13 protein-coding genes are annotated in these 16,498 nt (G+C 39.1%); 10 read left to right on the top strand and 3 right to left on the bottom strand.

The window, feature by feature from the left end:
• Positions 1–12 precede the first annotated feature (12 nt).
• The 3 genes from ACFX4X_RS07950 (at position 13) to ACFX4X_RS07940 (ending at position 4,768) form a co-directional block, all read left to right on the top strand.
• Entirely contained in the window at positions 13–756 is a 744-nt protein-coding gene (locus tag ACFX4X_RS07950) for a Cof-type HAD-IIB family hydrolase (RefSeq protein WP_377382820.1), read from the top strand.
• A 202-nt stretch (positions 757–958) separates the two neighbouring features.
• On the top strand, positions 959–1,957 hold the full coding sequence (locus ACFX4X_RS07945) for an NAD(P)H-dependent flavin oxidoreductase (protein WP_284470593.1): 999 nt from the start codon (positions 959–961) through the stop codon (positions 1,955–1,957).
• Positions 1,958–2,374: 417 nt separating this feature from the next.
• Positions 2,375–4,768 (top strand): YhgE/Pip family protein, encoded by a 2,394-nt coding sequence (locus tag ACFX4X_RS07940; RefSeq protein WP_377382818.1) that lies wholly within the window; start codon positions 2,375–2,377, stop codon positions 4,766–4,768.
• 198 nt (positions 4,769–4,966) lie between these two features.
• Here ACFX4X_RS07940 and ACFX4X_RS07935 read toward each other — a convergent pair whose 3' ends face one another.
• The 3 genes from ACFX4X_RS07935 to ACFX4X_RS07925 form a co-directional block, all read right to left on the bottom strand.
• Entirely contained in the window at positions 4,967–5,566 is a 600-nt protein-coding gene (locus ACFX4X_RS07935) for an exonuclease domain-containing protein (RefSeq protein WP_377382816.1), read from the bottom strand.
• A 332-nt stretch (positions 5,567–5,898) separates the two neighbouring features.
• The gene (locus ACFX4X_RS07930) at positions 5,899–6,780 is read right to left on the bottom strand and encodes a tetratricopeptide repeat protein (RefSeq protein WP_061463427.1); all 882 of its coding nucleotides are present in this window, start codon (positions 6,778–6,780) and stop codon (positions 5,899–5,901) included.
• A 341-nt stretch (positions 6,781–7,121) separates the two neighbouring features.
• Positions 7,122–7,748: a CAP domain-containing protein gene (locus ACFX4X_RS07925; protein ID WP_284470596.1), complete on the bottom strand. Its 627-nt coding sequence runs from the start codon at positions 7,746–7,748 to the stop codon at positions 7,122–7,124.
• Between the two features lie 1,085 nt (positions 7,749–8,833).
• On the opposite strand from ACFX4X_RS07925, the gene ACFX4X_RS07920 reads away from it, so the two are divergent.
• The 7 genes from ACFX4X_RS07920 (at position 8,834) to ACFX4X_RS07890 (ending at position 16,395) form a co-directional block, all read left to right on the top strand.
• On the top strand, positions 8,834–9,394 hold the full coding sequence (locus ACFX4X_RS07920; RefSeq protein WP_284470597.1) for a GNAT family N-acetyltransferase: 561 nt from the start codon (positions 8,834–8,836) through the stop codon (positions 9,392–9,394).
• Between the two features lie 172 nt (positions 9,395–9,566).
• Entirely contained in the window at positions 9,567–10,001 is a 435-nt protein-coding gene (locus tag ACFX4X_RS07915) for a DMT family transporter (protein WP_377382813.1), read from the top strand.
• A gap of 698 nt (positions 10,002–10,699) precedes the next feature.
• Positions 10,700–12,334, top strand: a complete 1,635-nt coding sequence (locus ACFX4X_RS07910) for a peptide ABC transporter substrate-binding protein (RefSeq protein ID WP_284470598.1) — start codon at positions 10,700–10,702, stop codon at positions 12,332–12,334.
• Between the two features lie 133 nt (positions 12,335–12,467).
• On the top strand, positions 12,468–13,397 hold the full coding sequence (locus ACFX4X_RS07905; protein ID WP_053346403.1) for an ABC transporter permease: 930 nt from the start codon (positions 12,468–12,470) through the stop codon (positions 13,395–13,397).
• Positions 13,397–14,326: an ABC transporter permease gene (locus tag ACFX4X_RS07900; RefSeq protein ID WP_061463423.1), complete on the top strand. Its 930-nt coding sequence runs from the start codon at positions 13,397–13,399 to the stop codon at positions 14,324–14,326. Before ACFX4X_RS07905 ends, ACFX4X_RS07900 begins: the two co-directional genes overlap by 1 nt.
• 49 nt (positions 14,327–14,375) lie before the next feature.
• Positions 14,376–15,389, top strand: coding sequence for an ABC transporter ATP-binding protein (locus ACFX4X_RS07895; RefSeq protein ID WP_377382810.1), 1,014 nt, complete (start codon positions 14,376–14,378; stop codon positions 15,387–15,389).
• 13 nt (positions 15,390–15,402) lie between these two features.
• On the top strand, positions 15,403–16,395 hold the full coding sequence (locus ACFX4X_RS07890) for an ABC transporter ATP-binding protein (protein WP_061463421.1): 993 nt from the start codon (positions 15,403–15,405) through the stop codon (positions 16,393–16,395).
• Positions 16,396–16,498: the final 103 nt, after the last annotated feature.

The following is a 16,498-nucleotide window of genomic DNA, read 5'->3' as shown; positions in this document are numbered from 1 at the left end:
AGGGTGAATGAGATGAAGAAACCAGATATTAAATTAGTTGCACTTGACATGGATGGCACGCTTCTGAATATCGCGGGAGCGATTTCTGAAGAAAACCGGAAAGCGATTAAAGAAGCTGAAAATCAAGGGATTTTTGTTGTATTGAGCACAGGAAGATCCTATGCGACATGCAGTGATTTCGCAAAGTCAATGGAACTCCGCTCATACCTCATAACGGTAAACGGAAGTGAAATTTACGATAATCAAGGAAAACTGGTGGAAAGGAATACCGTTGATAGTGAGTCCATACAATGGATGTGGGAATTAAGCCAAAAACATGGCACACATTTTTGGGCAATAAGTTGCGATAAAATTTACAGGGCTGAAATGCCTGAAAAAATCCATGATTCGCAATGGCTTAAATTCGGTTTTGATACAAATGATGAAGCCACCCGCCAAATCATCATGGATGAATTGATATCAAAAGGAAACTTTGAAATAAGCAATTCAAGTCCAACGAATATTGAAGTGAATGCCATGGGCGTTAATAAAGCGAAAGCTATAGAGCTTGTTTGTTCATTGCTCGATATTACTATGGATAATGTTATGGCGGTAGGAGACAGCCTTAATGACCTTGCCATGATTTCTGAAGCAAAAGTGGGAGTTGCAATGGGAAATGCCCAAGAAATTGTGAAAGAAAAAGCAGATTGGGTTACAGCAACAAACGAAGAAGACGGTGTGGCCAAAGCCATTCGTAAATGGGTGCTTTCAAACTAAATCGAAACTGTATATGGGACGTTTTTGAACTGCCCCGTAAATGTTAGACACCAAACATTTACGGGGTGTTTTTTATTGAAATGGCCTGAACGATATGAAAATTAGCTCCTGAATTAATTTCTTGAAAATTGTGTATTTTAGAAGTAAGATAATCTAGTAGTGTTATATTTTGGTAATGTATTAAAAATGGGAGGTTTCATAGATGAGAAGAAGTTTGCCTGAACATTGGTGGAATCAATTGTCTTTACCAGTTATCTCAGCACCCATGTTTTTAATATCTGGTCCTGAGTTAGTGAAAGAATGCTGTTTAAATGGAGTGATTGGCTCATTTCCAGCTCCGAATGCGCGGCCGATAGAGGTACTGGATCAATGGATGGGTGACATAAACGACACACTGATTGCTGCAAGGGTTAAAAAACCAGACAGCAAGATTGCTCCATGGGCAATGAATATGGTTGTCCACCGTACTTATAGCCGTCTTGAAGAAGAGCTGGAACTGGTCAAAAAGCATCAGCCTCCCGTCATCATTACTTCATTAGGTTCACCAAAACACGTAGTGGATGTCGTACATAGCTATGGTGGTTTGGTCTTTTCAGATGTAAGCAGTGTGGAATTTGCAAAAAAAGCTGCTGAGTCAGGTGTGGACGGATTGATCTTAGTTGCTTCTGGAGCCGGTGGTCATGCGGGTGAGATAAATAGTTTTGCTTTCGTTGACAGCGTAAGGACGTTCTGGGACGGAATCATTTTGCTTGCCGGGTCCATTAGTACTGGTCACAGTATCTTGGCAGCTCAGGCTGCGGGAGCAGATCTTGCTTATATGGGTACACGTTTTATCGTGGCAAAAGAGAGCAGGGCAAATGATGAATATCGTGAAATGCTTGTCGATTCTGATCATGATGACATCATCTTGACTGATGCATTTTCCGGCGTTAATTGTAATATGCTGAAACCGAGCATCAGAAAGGAAGGCATGGACCCAGATCAATTAGCAAAAAAAGATAAGGTCGATTTTGACAGCATGTCGAAGTCATCTGAGTCTAAAGCGTGGCGGGATATTTGGTCGGCAGGTCATGGTGTAGGGGCAATAAAAAAAATAGATACCGCTGCCGGCATCATCAAACAATTAGAAAGAGAATATCATGAATCTTTAGAGACATTGACCGGGCAGGCGGAAAAATTAAAAGGCATTATATCCAAATGATATGAAAGCGCTTCAATTAATTATGCAAATATAGTTTATTTTCACGTAAAAAAGGGTATCCATAATGGATGCTCTTTTTTGCATGATAACAGGGCTGATTTTTTCAGTTGATGATAAAAGTCTCTTCTCTTAAAAAAATACAATGTGAATAGAATATAAAATAGTAAATATAGGATGCGGGACAGTGAAAAAATATTGATAAAAGAATATATAAGTGTTATATTATTTTCGTGATAATGACCGAATGAACAAAATAGTCATTATTTGTTTTGAAAGTTATATATATTAATGGTGAAGATAAAATCATTAAATATATATTGCAGAAGCAAATGATTTAATTATGTATTCTTCAATCCATTTATCACTGAAATAGATAAATTAAACGGCATATTCGTCGTAAAGGAGGAATTGTTAGGCGTGTTAAAATCTTTTAAGGGTGAATTTTTAGCCATACTAAAACATCCTATGATACTCATTTCTATAATAGGGATCATAATGATCCCCTTATTATACAGCGGTACGTTTCTTTGGGCATTTTGGGATCCATATGGTAAGGTGGACCAATTGCCTGTTGCCATTGTCAATATGGATGAGGGAGCCGAGTTCAATGATTCGGAACTAACAATAGGAAAAGATTTAGTCAAAGAGTTAAAGGACAAAAAGGATTTCGATTGGCATTTCGTCAGTCAAAAAGAAGCCAATGAAGGTCTGGAAAATCAAGATTATTACATGAAAATAGAAATCCCGAAAAACTTTTCGAAAAATGCAACGACCTTACAGGAGGACAATCCGCAAAAACTTGATTTAATTTACACGTCTAATGAAGGGTTCAACTATATATCTACTAAAATAGGTGACGCAGCTTCAGAGAGAATCAAAGGGGAAGTTTCGTCTGCCGTTACGAAAACCTATGCGGAGTCAATGTTCGACAATTTGAACGAAGTGGCTGACGGACTCAAAAGTGCCAGTGATGGAGCTGGAGAATTGAAAGATGGAACAGATACAGTGAAGAACGGAACAAGCGAACTTGGTGATGGGATCAACTCAGCTAAAGAAGGTTCCAAAAAAGTGGATGAAGGGATTGATTCCGTTCATTCAGGCTCCGTGGAGATCCATGAAAACCTGGAAAAACTAGCTGAAAAATCATTAACCTTTTCGAATGGGGTCGGTTCGGCAGCTGCAGGATCAAAAGAGCTCAATCAAGGGTTACAACAGTTTAGCTCAGGTGTTGGACAAATGAAAGATGGCCAATCCGAGCTTTTGCAAGGGGCCAAGAAATCTGAAGCGGGAACCGGTGAATTGGCTTCTGGACTGCAACAGTCACTAGAGGGCTTCAATCAAATAGAAGAAAAGCTGCCCGCTTTGACAGCGGGGGCAAATGGCGTAGCTGCAGGTGCTGATCAGCTGTCAGGTGCATTATCTGAATGGAGTGCAGCATCGAGCGAAGCGAAAGCGGGGGCATCTGAAGTCTCAGCAGGTTTGGAAGAAGTTATTTCCGGATTGAAACAACAATCAGAAGCTACGGATGATCCAGCCGAGAAAGCGCGTTTGGATGGAGTGGTTGCTTCTCTATCCCGCATCAGTGAAGGTAGTAAAGGTGTTTCTGAAGGAGTGGGAAAACTATCAGCCAGTGCATCTGATATTGCAAAAGGCTCAAACAGTCTTAGTGATGGCGCAAATCAGGTAGGTGAAGGCACAAGTGCGCTAAGCGGTGGTTTTACTCAATTGAAGCAAGCTCAGGATAAACTTGCCAATGGAGCGAATGAACTGAAAAATGGTCAAGGTCAATTGGTGTCTGGATTGACAACTTTTGGCGCCAGTATAGATTCAGCACAGAGTGGGCTTGGACAGTTAACCAAAGGCAGCAATAACTTGGTGAGCGGCCTTGATCAGCTTGAAGATGGTTCAAAGCAATTATCAAGTGGAACCTCACAGCTTTCGGAAGGCTCGAAAGGTCTTGTTACAGGAACGGATAAGTTGAAAGAAGGTTCATCCAGCCTTACTAGTGGTATGGGAGAACTGGCTAATGGGGCTATTAAGTTACAAGATGGAATCGCTAAACTTTCAGATGGATCTGAAGAATTGCATGACGAATTGAAGGATGGGGCAAACGAAGCTGGCAACATAAAATCCAATGAAGAAGTATATGACATGTTTGCAAGCCCAGTTAAACTGGATAAATTGCCAATTAATAATGTACCGAATTATGGCACTAGTTTTGCACCATATTTAATTTCATTGAGTTTATTTATCGGGGCAATCGTCCTGACAATCATTTTCCCGTTAAGAGATCCTGCTGTTAAGCCTTCAAGTGGATTTAGCTGGTTTATTAGTAAATACAGCGTCATGGCTGTCATAGGAATCTGTCAAGCCATATTGGTTGACTCGATTTTAATTTTAGGACTTGGAATTCATGTTACGAGCCTGCCGCTATTTTTTGCAGTAAGCATTCTTGCTAGCTGCACATTCATGGCTATCATTCAGTTCCTAGGTTCAGCCTTTGATAATCCTGGCCGGTTCATAGCATTATTAATTTTGATTCTTCAACTGACCAGCAGTGGCGGAACATTCCCAAATGAATTGGTTCCTGGCTTCCTGCAAGGATTCACACCATTCTTACCGATGACTTATTCTATTAATGCTTTTCGGGCAGTCATCTCAACAGGAGATTATAGCTTCATGTGGCATAATCTTAGCATATTGGCCATATTCCTTGTTGTAGCATTAATATTATCACTCATTTACTTTATTTACCGGTATAAAAGATTGAATGGTGCATTAGATGAAAAACAGAACGAGGCAACTGTATAACAATGAAAAAACAGCGACCCATGATGGTCGCTGTTTTTTCATTAATATCCTATTTGCCAAGCGCTTCCAAGAAAGGCGTGAAAAAAGCCCCCGTTAATCACACTCGTAAATATACTGCTGCTCCCATGGAAAGGGAAATATGTAAAAAACGTTTAAAGTGACAAAACCATGTTAATCACTTGTATATGTTGTTAACAGCTATACCCTTGTCTTTTGAGAAGCAGGTGCATATTTCTTCATCGGATTTTTAGCAATGACATCTCTTAAATAAGGAAGACCTGAAGGACCCGGTTTCCTCATAAGTTCCATTAGGTAAGAAATATCGTCTAAAGCCCTGTGTGTTTGGAAATTGGTAATATTATGTGCCTGCAGTAATGTTAAGAGTTTACTATTCTCAAACCCATATTGCTTCCAAGGAACATTCCGCATCGTACAGAACCACTTTTGATCATTGATTTCCGGATACATTTGGTAGAGAAAACTTCTATCGAAAGAAGCATTATGTGCGAAAATCGAATCAGTGCGGGCAATGAAGGATTTAATTTTTTCATCGTGAAAACTTTTTCCTTCCACGGTGCTATATGGAATTCCATGAATCCTGTATGCTTGATCATAATTCATTCTTGCTTGATAGGAGAGAGGCTCCCTTAAAAATGATTCTTGATCAATAAGATTAATAATTTCCCCGGTTTCGCTGTTATAGGTAAACAGTATAAGGGCAAGCTCGATAATTTCATCAGAAGAGGGACGTAAACCAGTTGTTTCTACGTCTAGCACTAAACCTATTCTATTAGACAATTTTTTTTCCTCCAGTTGGGTTACATTCATCTATTATAGCTGACATAGGATAGCGATTGGAAGTGTGATGCATTGTTTTTAGGTCATTTTGAATGGCCCTTTCAGAATGACCTAAAAACAATTAGGCATTCCCAAAAATCACTTGGTAAGTGAAGGGATTTCAGAATGAAGTGAATGGTACATGCTGGTTGGGACGAGGATAACATTAAACCATATATGTTTTGGTAAAGACGAGGTTGTATAACATAGTTTAAAGAGATTTCCCTTCGAATCGAACTATTTTATAAAAGATAGAGATTCACAGCAATCTCTATCTTTTTATTAGTTGAAGTTCACAAGCATTGTAAAATGATTTCCAATTCATGGTCGACGATTTGTATAGTCTCTTCGTTTTTTTGAAGTCTTAAAATGCTCTTGGATTTATTTATATATTGCAGTCCTTCGTCAGGTTGCTGAAGATGAATCAGATTCTTACCAGTTAAAAGATGGAGTTCTGCATATAAATATAATGATTCTGTCGAATTGCAAATGTTGATCCCTTTAAGGGTATAATTTAGCGATTCTTGATAGTAATGAAGTTCAGACAAAGTCAGTGCCAATCCATGAATGATCTTCACGACAATTGTACCTTCTTGATTCACATGGGGAATATTCTCGATGAATTCCAGTGCTTCATTGAAGATGGTGATGGCCTCTTCATAATTTTTTGTTTTAAAATGGATAATTCCAATACTATTTAAAACTTCTATCTCCTGTTGATGAAAAATGACACGTTTACCCATTGTAATCTGAATGGCCTCATTCAATAAGTCTATAGCCTTTTGTTTGTCATTGTACAAATAAAAAAAAGATATACCTTCATGCCATTTCAAGAATTGATAAAAAGATATCGATTTTTCCGGTGCCGTTGCCATTTCTTTTTGGACTATTTCATAGATTGCTTCAAAATTACGTGTACGTTTATATTTGTTTATCAAAAGTTTAATGGTTTCTATGTAATTATATATTGGTTCATTTTTGGTAGTGAAGAAATACGGCAGGTCAACTTTAAGTTTATCCGCAAAAAGTGCCAATTCATCAATTGTTGGAGAAGTGATGCTCCTTTCATAATCTAACAGGGTATTAGGTTCACATATATCCTTTGCCAGTTCTTCTCTTGTAAGATTTTGTTTGATTCTTAACTCGTTGATAACAGAGCCAACCTCTATTTTCATTGCAATTGCCCCTTTATACCTATGTCTAGAATTCTATTTTAACATAATTTTATTTTTATCAGTAAAATAATTGAAAAATAGTATGATATAACTACTTTAAGTGTTTTTCCTGTATATCCGCCCAACAAAAAAATAATGACGTTCGATTTTTTATTGAAGTTATCAAACTGCATGACATCTTTTCGATTTAAGTGAGAAAGGTCACTCTATCTTATTGACAGAGAATTAATATTAATATTCATGGTGAATATTAATTCATGATAACGGATGAGGGGAAGCCCTAGATTTGGAATTGGAAATAGGTTAAAAAAAGAGGCGGCAATCTGCCACCTCTTACGATCTCAATTCCCAATGAATTGCTGAGTCCAATAGTGGGTGTATTTCCCTCCTGTCGCATGCCCAATTCCAATATGGGTATAGTTCTTGTTCAGGATGTTTGCCTTGTGTCCAGGGCTGTTCATCCAAGATTTCATGACAGCATCCGCACTAGGTTGACCTGCTGCGATATTTTCCCCTGCGTATTTGTAGCCGATCCCAAAGGATTTCATCATATCGAAGGGCGATCCATAATTTGGGCTTGTATGATTGAAATAATTATTATCACGCATATCTTCAGATTTCATATTTGCAATGTTGGAAACGGCGGTATCCATTTCAAGGGAAGGGAGGCCCGATTTTGAACGTTCTTCGTTAACTAATCTAAGAACCTGCTGCTCAACTGACTGACCTTTTTCTTGATTAGTTGTGTGGATGGTTGAAGGAAGATTTATGATTTGTCCGATTTGAATTTGATTTGAATTGTTTATAGCACTGTTCGTCTTAAGTAATTCGGAAAGGCTGACTTCATATTCAGACGCAATTTTCGTTAGGGTATCCCCTTTTGCAACCACGTAAGTATTGGCTGCCTGAGCAACTGTTGGAGATAATAGGGATAGGGAAAGTGCTGATAAAAGGATGATTTTCTTCATTTTGTTTCCTCCTAGTAGAATATCTGGATTGGAAGTCTAGTATCCTATAAAAATTGTTGTATGTAAAATTAGGTCATGCCCATTCTTTATTGGAATGGGCAGAAGGTAGCGAATGGGAGTATGCATGATGAGGGTCCATATGACCTGAGAGTGGTTATAGTAAACCAAAATCATAGGGCCTTTTGATAGACGGGAAGAATTGTTTCATGTAAAAAAAGAATCATTTTTCGTTTGCGGGATATGTTTGTCAGGGTAAATAATATGGACATCAAAACGAAAAGCATTTAAATGGAAGTAATTATAATAATGTGGAAATGATAATAAATTGCCCTAATGGTTGAGCTTTATGGATTTTAAGGCCGGGAGGGTATTGGGAAGGATAGATATTAAGTATATAGGGGATATTTTCCTGTGAAATATTATCCTGAAAAAGAGATTTGAGACAAGTTTTCGTTTTCAAATCAAGATCACTGTTTGAGATGCCGAAATCAATCCTTATGTACATGCACATTGATTGAAAAGGCATTTTGAAAGGCGTATGCGAATATTCAAAAACGAAAAGATTTTATTAGAGAAGCAAACTCAGTCATTTACCACGGATATGATACTTGCACTGGCGATCATTTTTGCAAATGGGTGTGAAGCCAAGGGAGAAGTTAAGGATAAAATGCTGTTATTCTCAGTTATTTGCCATCACAACAAATCAAATGGCTTGAGGATAGGATGATTTGGGAAACGGCACGGACTTATTTATAAGCGAGAAAAAATGATGACGGGATTAAATAAGTGGCTTTAATGAATCGATTCGTTTTCTACGGCGGGACCCATGATGGTATACGGACAACAGGAGTTTTATCCTGATCAGCCTAAATCTTATTTCTTATTAGAATATGCGGAAACCCGGACGGCCTTCAGTATCATTCTTTAACAAATTCATTCGGGTTTTAATTATAAAGGACGGATTTAAGGACACGGCATTGTATGTAAAGGAAAGGAGTTTATCAAAAAGTATTGTTCTTTAAAACAGGTATCTCTTCTTCAGGAATAGAATTAAGTAGACAGTTGAATATACGGGGGGTTTCTCGATGGGGTTTAGGGAATTGGAAACAAAAAGGCTGCAGTTAATTGAAATAGGTCACAAGCATTCTGAGAGTCTGTTTGACATTTTGTCTAAAGATGAAGTGACCAAATATGATGGGATAGAAAGTTTAACACAAGTTGAAGATGCCCGCCGTTTAATCGACTCGTTTAAAAGTGCTTATATAAACAAACGGGGGATACGGTGGGGAGTTGTTGTGAAAGATTCAGGTGAATTCATTGGTACCGTAGGCCTGAATCAATTGAGCCTTGCCAACAAACGAGCTGAAATCGGGTATGAAATCCATCCTGAATATTGGAGAAAACACTTTACGTCCGAGGCTGTCAACGAAGTATTACGCTATTCATTTGGAGAATTGAAACTAAACAGAATGGCTGCATTAACTTTCAAGGATAATTTTGCATCCAGAAACCTCTTGAAGAAATTTGGTTTTAAAGAGGAAGGAAGTCTCAGAAGTTATATATTTCTTCGTAAACAATCGCATGATGCCCTAGTATTTTCCTTGTTAAGCACAGAGTATAGTCAGTTACCACAGCAAAGCGTTTAGGATTCATTTTCAAAAAAGTTGACAGAAGATAGCAGCTGGCCAATAGTGCCAGTTTTTTAAGTTAAAGAATGTTTCTCCACTTGTAGGGAAAATATACGTATTCTTCATGTTAAAATTAGAAAGCGGAGTCAGTTAATCAGTCCGGTTGGACATAAAAAGGAGGATAATCATTGTGAAGATATTATTTCCGTTGCTTGCGGTCCTAGGTGGCATCACCATTGCCATACAAGGGCAAATCAATGGTGGATTAGGGAAAAAAGTGGGGGTTATTGAAGCTTCTTTCATTTCGTTTGGCATCGGGACACTCGCTTTATTATTTATTGTTTTGTTCGCGGGAAATGGAAACATTTCCGCCATCGCGTCTGTACCAAAATGGCAATTGATAGGCGGACTTCTAGGGGCCATTTATGTCATTGTTATAATAGTGGTTACCCCTCAGATTGGAGTGGCTCCTGCCTTGGTTGGGGTTATCGCAGGCCAGATACTGATTGGGGCCCTCATTGACCATTTCGGTTTATTCGGCGGGGTTCGCATCCCATTGGATGCGAAAAAGGTTGCAGGAATATGTTTACTTTTCGTGTCATTATATTTATTTAATCATAAATGAGGAATGGTCATCATCATTGGATTTACAGGGTACATATAGGTGAGAGACTGATGAATAACTTTATTCCTACATAGTTATTATCCGTTATTTGGGATTTTCTTGAAAAGACCTCAATGGAAAAAGTATTATCCTACTAAAATATATTATTTGATCAGGAATCGGTTTGCTAGGAAAGTGGTCTTAGCAACCGGACTAACTATAATTGTTAGAATATTTAGTAAAAAAAAGACAAGCGAAACTATATGAATACTGGTATAAAAGAGTTTGAAAAAACCACAAGATGTCGGTAGTCATTTTATATTAATTAGGTTTTCCATTCTTTTTACCTAATATCTAGATCGAATTGATTAGCAAATAATTACTATGTTGTGAAAAAGTACTCATTGGTTTATTGATTTTTCGGTTTATTCGTAATATACTTAAAATTCAACATCTTTAATTCGAGGTATAGTACCCTTAGCGAGGTTGGAAAGAGTGTGCTTTTTAACTTGTAAACTGCATTAATTGGTTTTTTTAGGAGATTCACAGATTTATGCAAACGGTTCGCTAGTTTTTTTCGGTGAATTCCTGCTATGAATGCTTCTAACTTTCCACGCTGATATTCAGAATGTACTATACCAACAATTAATAGGTGGTATAAGGATAATCCCTTCAATGGGAATATTCTAAGAAAGATTAAAGATGAGGGGGAATATTTTTTGAAAAAGTCTAAATTTTCAGTGCTTGCTCTTCTTATGGCCATCATGCTTATGCTTGCGGCATGCAACGGCGGTTCGAAGGAAACCTCGAATGAAAAAGAAGGCGGCTCGGGTGACTCATCCGGATCAAAAGTATTAAACGTAAACAACTCAAGTGAACCTGGTTCGCTTCACCCTGCCAATGCGCAAGGTACTCATGAATCATGGATCCTTGAACATACGTTTGAGGGACTGACTAAGAAAACAGAAGAGGGCAAAATCGTACCTGGTTCTGCTGAATCATGGGAAATCAGTGAGGATGGATTAACTTGGACATTCAAATTGAAAGATGGTTTGAAATGGTCAAATGGAGACCCGCTTACAGCTAATGACTTCGAATATGCTTGGAAATATGCCTTGAAACCAGAAACTGCTGCTGATTATGCTTACCAGCTTTATTATCTTAAAGGCGGAGAAGCCTACAACAGCAAGAAAGGTAAGGAAGAGGACGTAGGCGTTAAAGCGACAGACGATCATACATTAGTCGTTACTTTGGAACAGCCTACACCATATTTCCTTGACTTGACTTCCTTCTATACTTTCTATCCAATCGATAAAAAGGTACAGGAAGAAAATCCAAAATGGGCTTTGGATGCAAAGACACACGTATCGAATGGTCCATTCAAGTTGACGGAGTGGAAACATAAAGAAAGCCTGAAAATCGAAAAAAATGAAAATTACTACGATAAAGATAAAATCAAATTGGATGCGGTTAACTTTGCTCTAATTGAAGATGAAAATACAGCATGGCAAATGTATCAGAGTGGCGAATTGGATCTCGCTTATCCACTGCCAGTGGATATTCAAGGTCAAATGGTCAATTCTGATGATAAAGAATTCAAAATGGGCAAAGAACTTGCCGTTTACTATTACAACTTTAATACAGAAGTGAAACCTTTCAATAATGCTAAAGTAAGGAAAGCGCTTTCAATGGCTATCGAACGTAAAGAAATCACCGAAAATGTTGCTCAAGGCGGACAAAAGCCTGCATTCGGCGTAGTCCCTCCGGGTATTCCTGATGCATCTGGAGATTTCCAGGAAAATACAGGTGACCTATTTAAGGAAGATGTTACCGAAGCTAAAAAATTGTTAAAAGAAGGACTTGCTGAAGAAGGCATGAAAGAATTACCTGAGTTTTCAATTTTGTATAACACGTTAGATTCACACAAGAAAATTGCTGAAGCGGTTCAAGGAATGTGGCGTGATAACCTAGGTGTTAAAGTGACACTTGAAAATGCAGAATTCCAAGTTAAGCTTGATCGTGAAAAAGCTGGCGACTTCGAAATTTCCCGTGCCGGATGGGTTGGTGACTATGTTGACCCGATGACATTCATGCTTTGGGAAACGGACGGCGCCTATAATGATGCAGGTTGGTCCAACAAAGAATATGATAATTTATTAAAAGAAGCAAAATCTACAATGGATCCAAAAGAACGCATGGCTGCTTTGCATAAAGCAGAGAAAGTCATGATTGACGAAATGCCGATCCTTCCGGTTTACTTCTATACAAAACCATATATGGTTAAATCGAATGTTACTGGAGTTTTTGCTCCAATTAACGCTTATCCGAACTTTATTTACGCGGATAAAAAATAAGAGAAGGATAAAAGTGAAATGGGAGGTATGTCCGATTAAGGACATACCCCATTTTTCAATTGCGAATTTGAATATTTCATGAATTCATTTCCGTTTTCAACTCCTTAGAAAATCGATGATTGGGGTGATTACCATGTTGAGATATACATTAAACCGTTTTAAATGGGCGATTATTACTTTATGGGCGGTTATTACATTAACGTTCATCATAATGCATACGATTCCGGGAAATCCATTTGCTAAAGAAGGAGCAATGCCTCCTGCAGTTTATGAAAACCTTCAAGTCCACTATGGATTGGACAAGCCGTTGTTGACCCAGTATGGGAATTATTTATTGGAAGTCGTACAATTCGATTTTGGTCCATCATTGAAATCCTCATCCATTTCTGTGAATGATTACATTTTGAAGGGATTTCCAGTGTCGTTGCACTTAGGGGCACAAGCATTGGTGATTGCCATCTTTTTTGGGCTAATTTTGGGTGTAGTTGCTTCACTGAAAAGAAATAAATGGCCCGACTATTTATCAATGGTCATTGCCATCGTAGGGATCTCTGTTCCAAACTTTATCTTGGCGACTATTTTAATCAATTATTTCGCAATAAAGTGGCATATATTCCCAGTTGCTACATGGGCGACATGGCAGCATACCATTTTACCATCCATTGCCCTGTCAATGATGCCTCTTGCTTTCATCGCCAGATTGATGCGGACAAGCATGCTTGAAGTAATGGGGCAGGATTACATTTTGACTGCAAAGGCCAAAGGATTAAAACGGAGCGGTGTCATAATCAAACATGCTATTCGGAATGCATTATTGCCGATTATCACGATTCTAGGTATCCTGACGGCTAATATCGTTACAGGAAGCTTCATCATTGAACGTATTTTTGGTATTCCGGGCATGGGAGATATGTTCGTAAAGGGAATATCCAACCGAGACTACCCGGTCATTCTTGGTTCCACAATTGTGTATAGTGCAGTGCTTATCCTATTGATATTCATCGTTGATATAGCCTACACGTTGATTGATCCAAGAATTAAAGTGACGGGGGAGAAGAAATAATGGCAGATAAAGTGCATTTAACCGAAGATATGTTCCAACCCGCTGAAGGAAACTTTAAGGAAGCTGAAAAAATTGCCAGACCTACAGTTTCATATTGGTCTGACGTCTGGCGTCGTTTTAGAGAAAATAAATTGGCAATGACGGGATTCGTACTTATTATCCTCTTGGTCTTACTGGCGATTTTTGGTCCATATATTAACGGATATACTTATTATGGACAAGATTTCGAGAAAAAGAATCTTAGTCCAAATGCCGAGCATTGGTTTGGAACGGATTCTTCAGGAAGGGATTTATTCACGCGAGCTTGGTATGGTGCGAGGATATCGTTGTTCATTGGATTGATGGCTGCGCTGATTGACTTCTTGATTGGTGTCCTTTATGGCGGGATTTCAGCCATTCGTGGCGGACGCACAGATAATATCATGATGCGGTTTGCTGAAGTGATCTATGCAATCCCTTACCTATTGATGGTTATCTTAATGATGGTCGTATTAAAACCTGGTATTCTGCCGATCATCATTGCGATGTCGATTACAGGGTGGATTCCCATGGCACGACTAGTAAGGGGACAGGTTTTACAACTTAAAGAGAATGAATATATCCATGCAGCAACCATCTCTGGAGCCAATACGAGCTGGACTTTAAGAAAACACATGATTCCAAATACAATGGGACCGATCCTGGTCAATTTAACGTTGACTGTACCCACTGCGATTTTTGCCGAAGCTACACTAAGCTTTTTGGGTCTTGGAGTGCCAGCGCCTCAAGCAAGCTGGGGAACATTGACAAGTGATGCCCTGGGAAGCATTTTGGTAGGGAATTTCTATCAACTTTTAATCCCGGCAATATTGATTTCCCTAACCATGTTCGCGTTCAATGTGGCTGGTGACGGACTGCAGGATGCCCTGGATCCAAAACTTCGGAAATAATAGAGTCCTAACATAAAGATTTGATATTACTAGAATAGGAGGGACGATGATGGAGAACCTATTAGAAGTCAACGATTTACACATCACCTTCCATACTTATGCAGGAAAAGTGCAGGCAGTTCGCGGCGTGAACTTTGAAGTGAAAAAAGGGGAAGCCGTTGCCATTGTTGGAGAGTCCGGATGCGGTAAAAGTGTTACTGCGAAATCCATCATGAGATTATTGGAAACACCTCCAGCAGAGTATGGAAAAGGGTCTATAAACTTTGGCGGTAAAGATCTTATTAAAATGAGTGAAAAGGAAATGCAGAAGATTCGCGGAAATGAAATCAGCATGATTTTTCAGGATCCAATGACTTCGCTTAATCCAACGACAAAAATTGGCAGCCAAATCATGGAGGGTATTTTAAAGCATAATAAAAATATGTCCCGAAAAGATGCATACGAACGGGCGTTGGAGACGCTTAAACTGGTAGGTATTCCTCAGCCTGAAAAAAGGATGCAACAATATCCACATGAGTTTTCAGGTGGTATGCGCCAAAGGGCAATGATAGCAATGGCTTTAGCCTGTGAACCGAAATTGCTAATTGCGGATGAACCAACAACGGCATTGGATGTAACGATACAAGCGCAAATTTTGGAACTGATGAAAGATATCCAACGTAGAATGGATACTTCCATCATATTAATCACTCATGATTTAGGTGTGGTTGCGGAAACTTGTGAACGGGTAGTCGTCATGTATGCAGGCAAGGTTGTGGAGACGGGAACGGTAGGAGCTATATTTTCAAACCCACAGCATCCATATACAAGAGGCCTGCTTAAAACGGTGCCAAGGCTGGATATGGAAAAAACGGCTCCGTTGGTTCCCATTATCGGATCACCACCGGATTTATTGGATCCGCCAAAAGGATGCCCATTTTATCCAAGATGTGAATCCGCAATGAAAGTGTGCAAAGACCATGATCCGGAACTTGAAGTAGTGGAAGAGGGTCAGACAGCTGCATGCTGGCTGCACCACCCAATGGCAAAAGCAATACAGGTACAAGCACCGACTAATGTATAAAGGAGGAGAACCAATGGTTTCACTAAAAAATAAGTCAGTTAAAGAAAAGACAGTCAACGAAAATTCTCCTCTTGTTGAAATAAAGAATCTGAAGAAGTATTTTCCCGTTGGTTCTCAGACGCTGAAAGCGGTAGATGGTTTGGATCTCAAAATCTATCCGGGGGAAACTGTCGGTCTAGTTGGGGAAAGCGGTTGTGGTAAATCGACTGCAGGGCGTACAATCACAAGGCTATATGAACCGACAGATGGCGAAGTTCTTTTTCAGGGGAAAAATATTTTCGATTACAAACAGGGGGAAATGTCACAAATCCGCCGTGAAATACAAATGATTTTCCAAGATCCCTACGCATCCTTGAACCCAAGGATGAAGGTGGAGGAATTGATTGGGGAACCACTTGCCATACATGGGATATCAAAAGGTAAAGAGAGAAGAAAAAGGGTGGAAGACCTATTAAAGCTGGTTGGTTTAAGTCCGGAACATATCACTCGTTTTCCGCATGAATTCAGCGGTGGACAACGCCAGCGTATTGGAATTGCAAGGGCTTTGGCATTAAATCCTAAATTCATCGTTTGTGATGAACCGATTTCTGCCCTGGATGTTTCGATACAAGCTCAAGTGGTTAACTTATTAAAAGAGCTACAAAAAGAAATGGGCTTGACCTATTTATTCATCGCACATGATTTATCGATGGTCAAGTATATTTCAAATCGCATTTTAGTCATGTACCTTGGAAGGATGATGGAACTTTCGGATAGTGATTCTTTAACGAATGATCCGCTACATCCATACACGCAAGCCTTGCTTTCGGCAGTGCCGATTCCGGATCCCACTATTAAACGGGAAAGAATCGTACTTAAAGGCGATGTACCAAGTCCGATAAATCCGCCGAGCGGCTGTGTATTCCGGACTCGCTGCCCTAAAGCGATGGAGATATGCTCCAGTGCTGTACCTGAATGGAAAGAACAAAAACCGGGACATTTCGTAGCTTGTCATTTATATTGGTAAACAAAAAAACCAGTTGCGTTTGCGACGAGGCTGCTGAAAAACTCACGTTTTTCTAACTAGTACGGTAAATCAAATTAAAAAAAGACGATTCTCATTCGATACT

It is taken from the genome of Peribacillus sp. YIM B13481 (assembly GCF_042787985.1).
Classification (GTDB): domain Bacteria; phylum Bacillota; class Bacilli; order Bacillales; family DSM-1321; genus Peribacillus; species Peribacillus simplex_A.
This window is presented reverse-complemented; position numbering and strand designations above follow the sequence as displayed.

Coding starts and splice junctions, on each gene's coding strand:
- ACFX4X_RS07950 (WP_377382820.1), top strand. CDS start 13: ATGAAGAAACCAGATATTAAATTAGTTGCACTTGACATGGATGGCACG.
- ACFX4X_RS07945 (WP_284470593.1), top strand. CDS start 959: ATGAGAAGAAGTTTGCCTGAACATTGGTGGAATCAATTGTCTTTACCA.
- ACFX4X_RS07930 (WP_061463427.1), bottom strand. CDS start 6,780: ATGAAAATAGAGGTTGGCTCTGTTATCAACGAGTTAAGAATCAAACAA.
- ACFX4X_RS07925 (WP_284470596.1), bottom strand. CDS start 7,748: ATGAAGAAAATCATCCTTTTATCAGCACTTTCCCTATCCCTATTATCT.
- ACFX4X_RS07920 (WP_284470597.1), top strand. CDS start 8,834: ATGGGGTTTAGGGAATTGGAAACAAAAAGGCTGCAGTTAATTGAAATA.
- ACFX4X_RS07905 (WP_053346403.1), top strand. CDS start 12,468: ATGTTGAGATATACATTAAACCGTTTTAAATGGGCGATTATTACTTTA.
- ACFX4X_RS07900 (WP_061463423.1), top strand. CDS start 13,397: ATGGCAGATAAAGTGCATTTAACCGAAGATATGTTCCAACCCGCTGAA.
- ACFX4X_RS07895 (WP_377382810.1), top strand. CDS start 14,376: ATGGAGAACCTATTAGAAGTCAACGATTTACACATCACCTTCCATACT.
- ACFX4X_RS07890 (WP_061463421.1), top strand. CDS start 15,403: ATGGTTTCACTAAAAAATAAGTCAGTTAAAGAAAAGACAGTCAACGAA.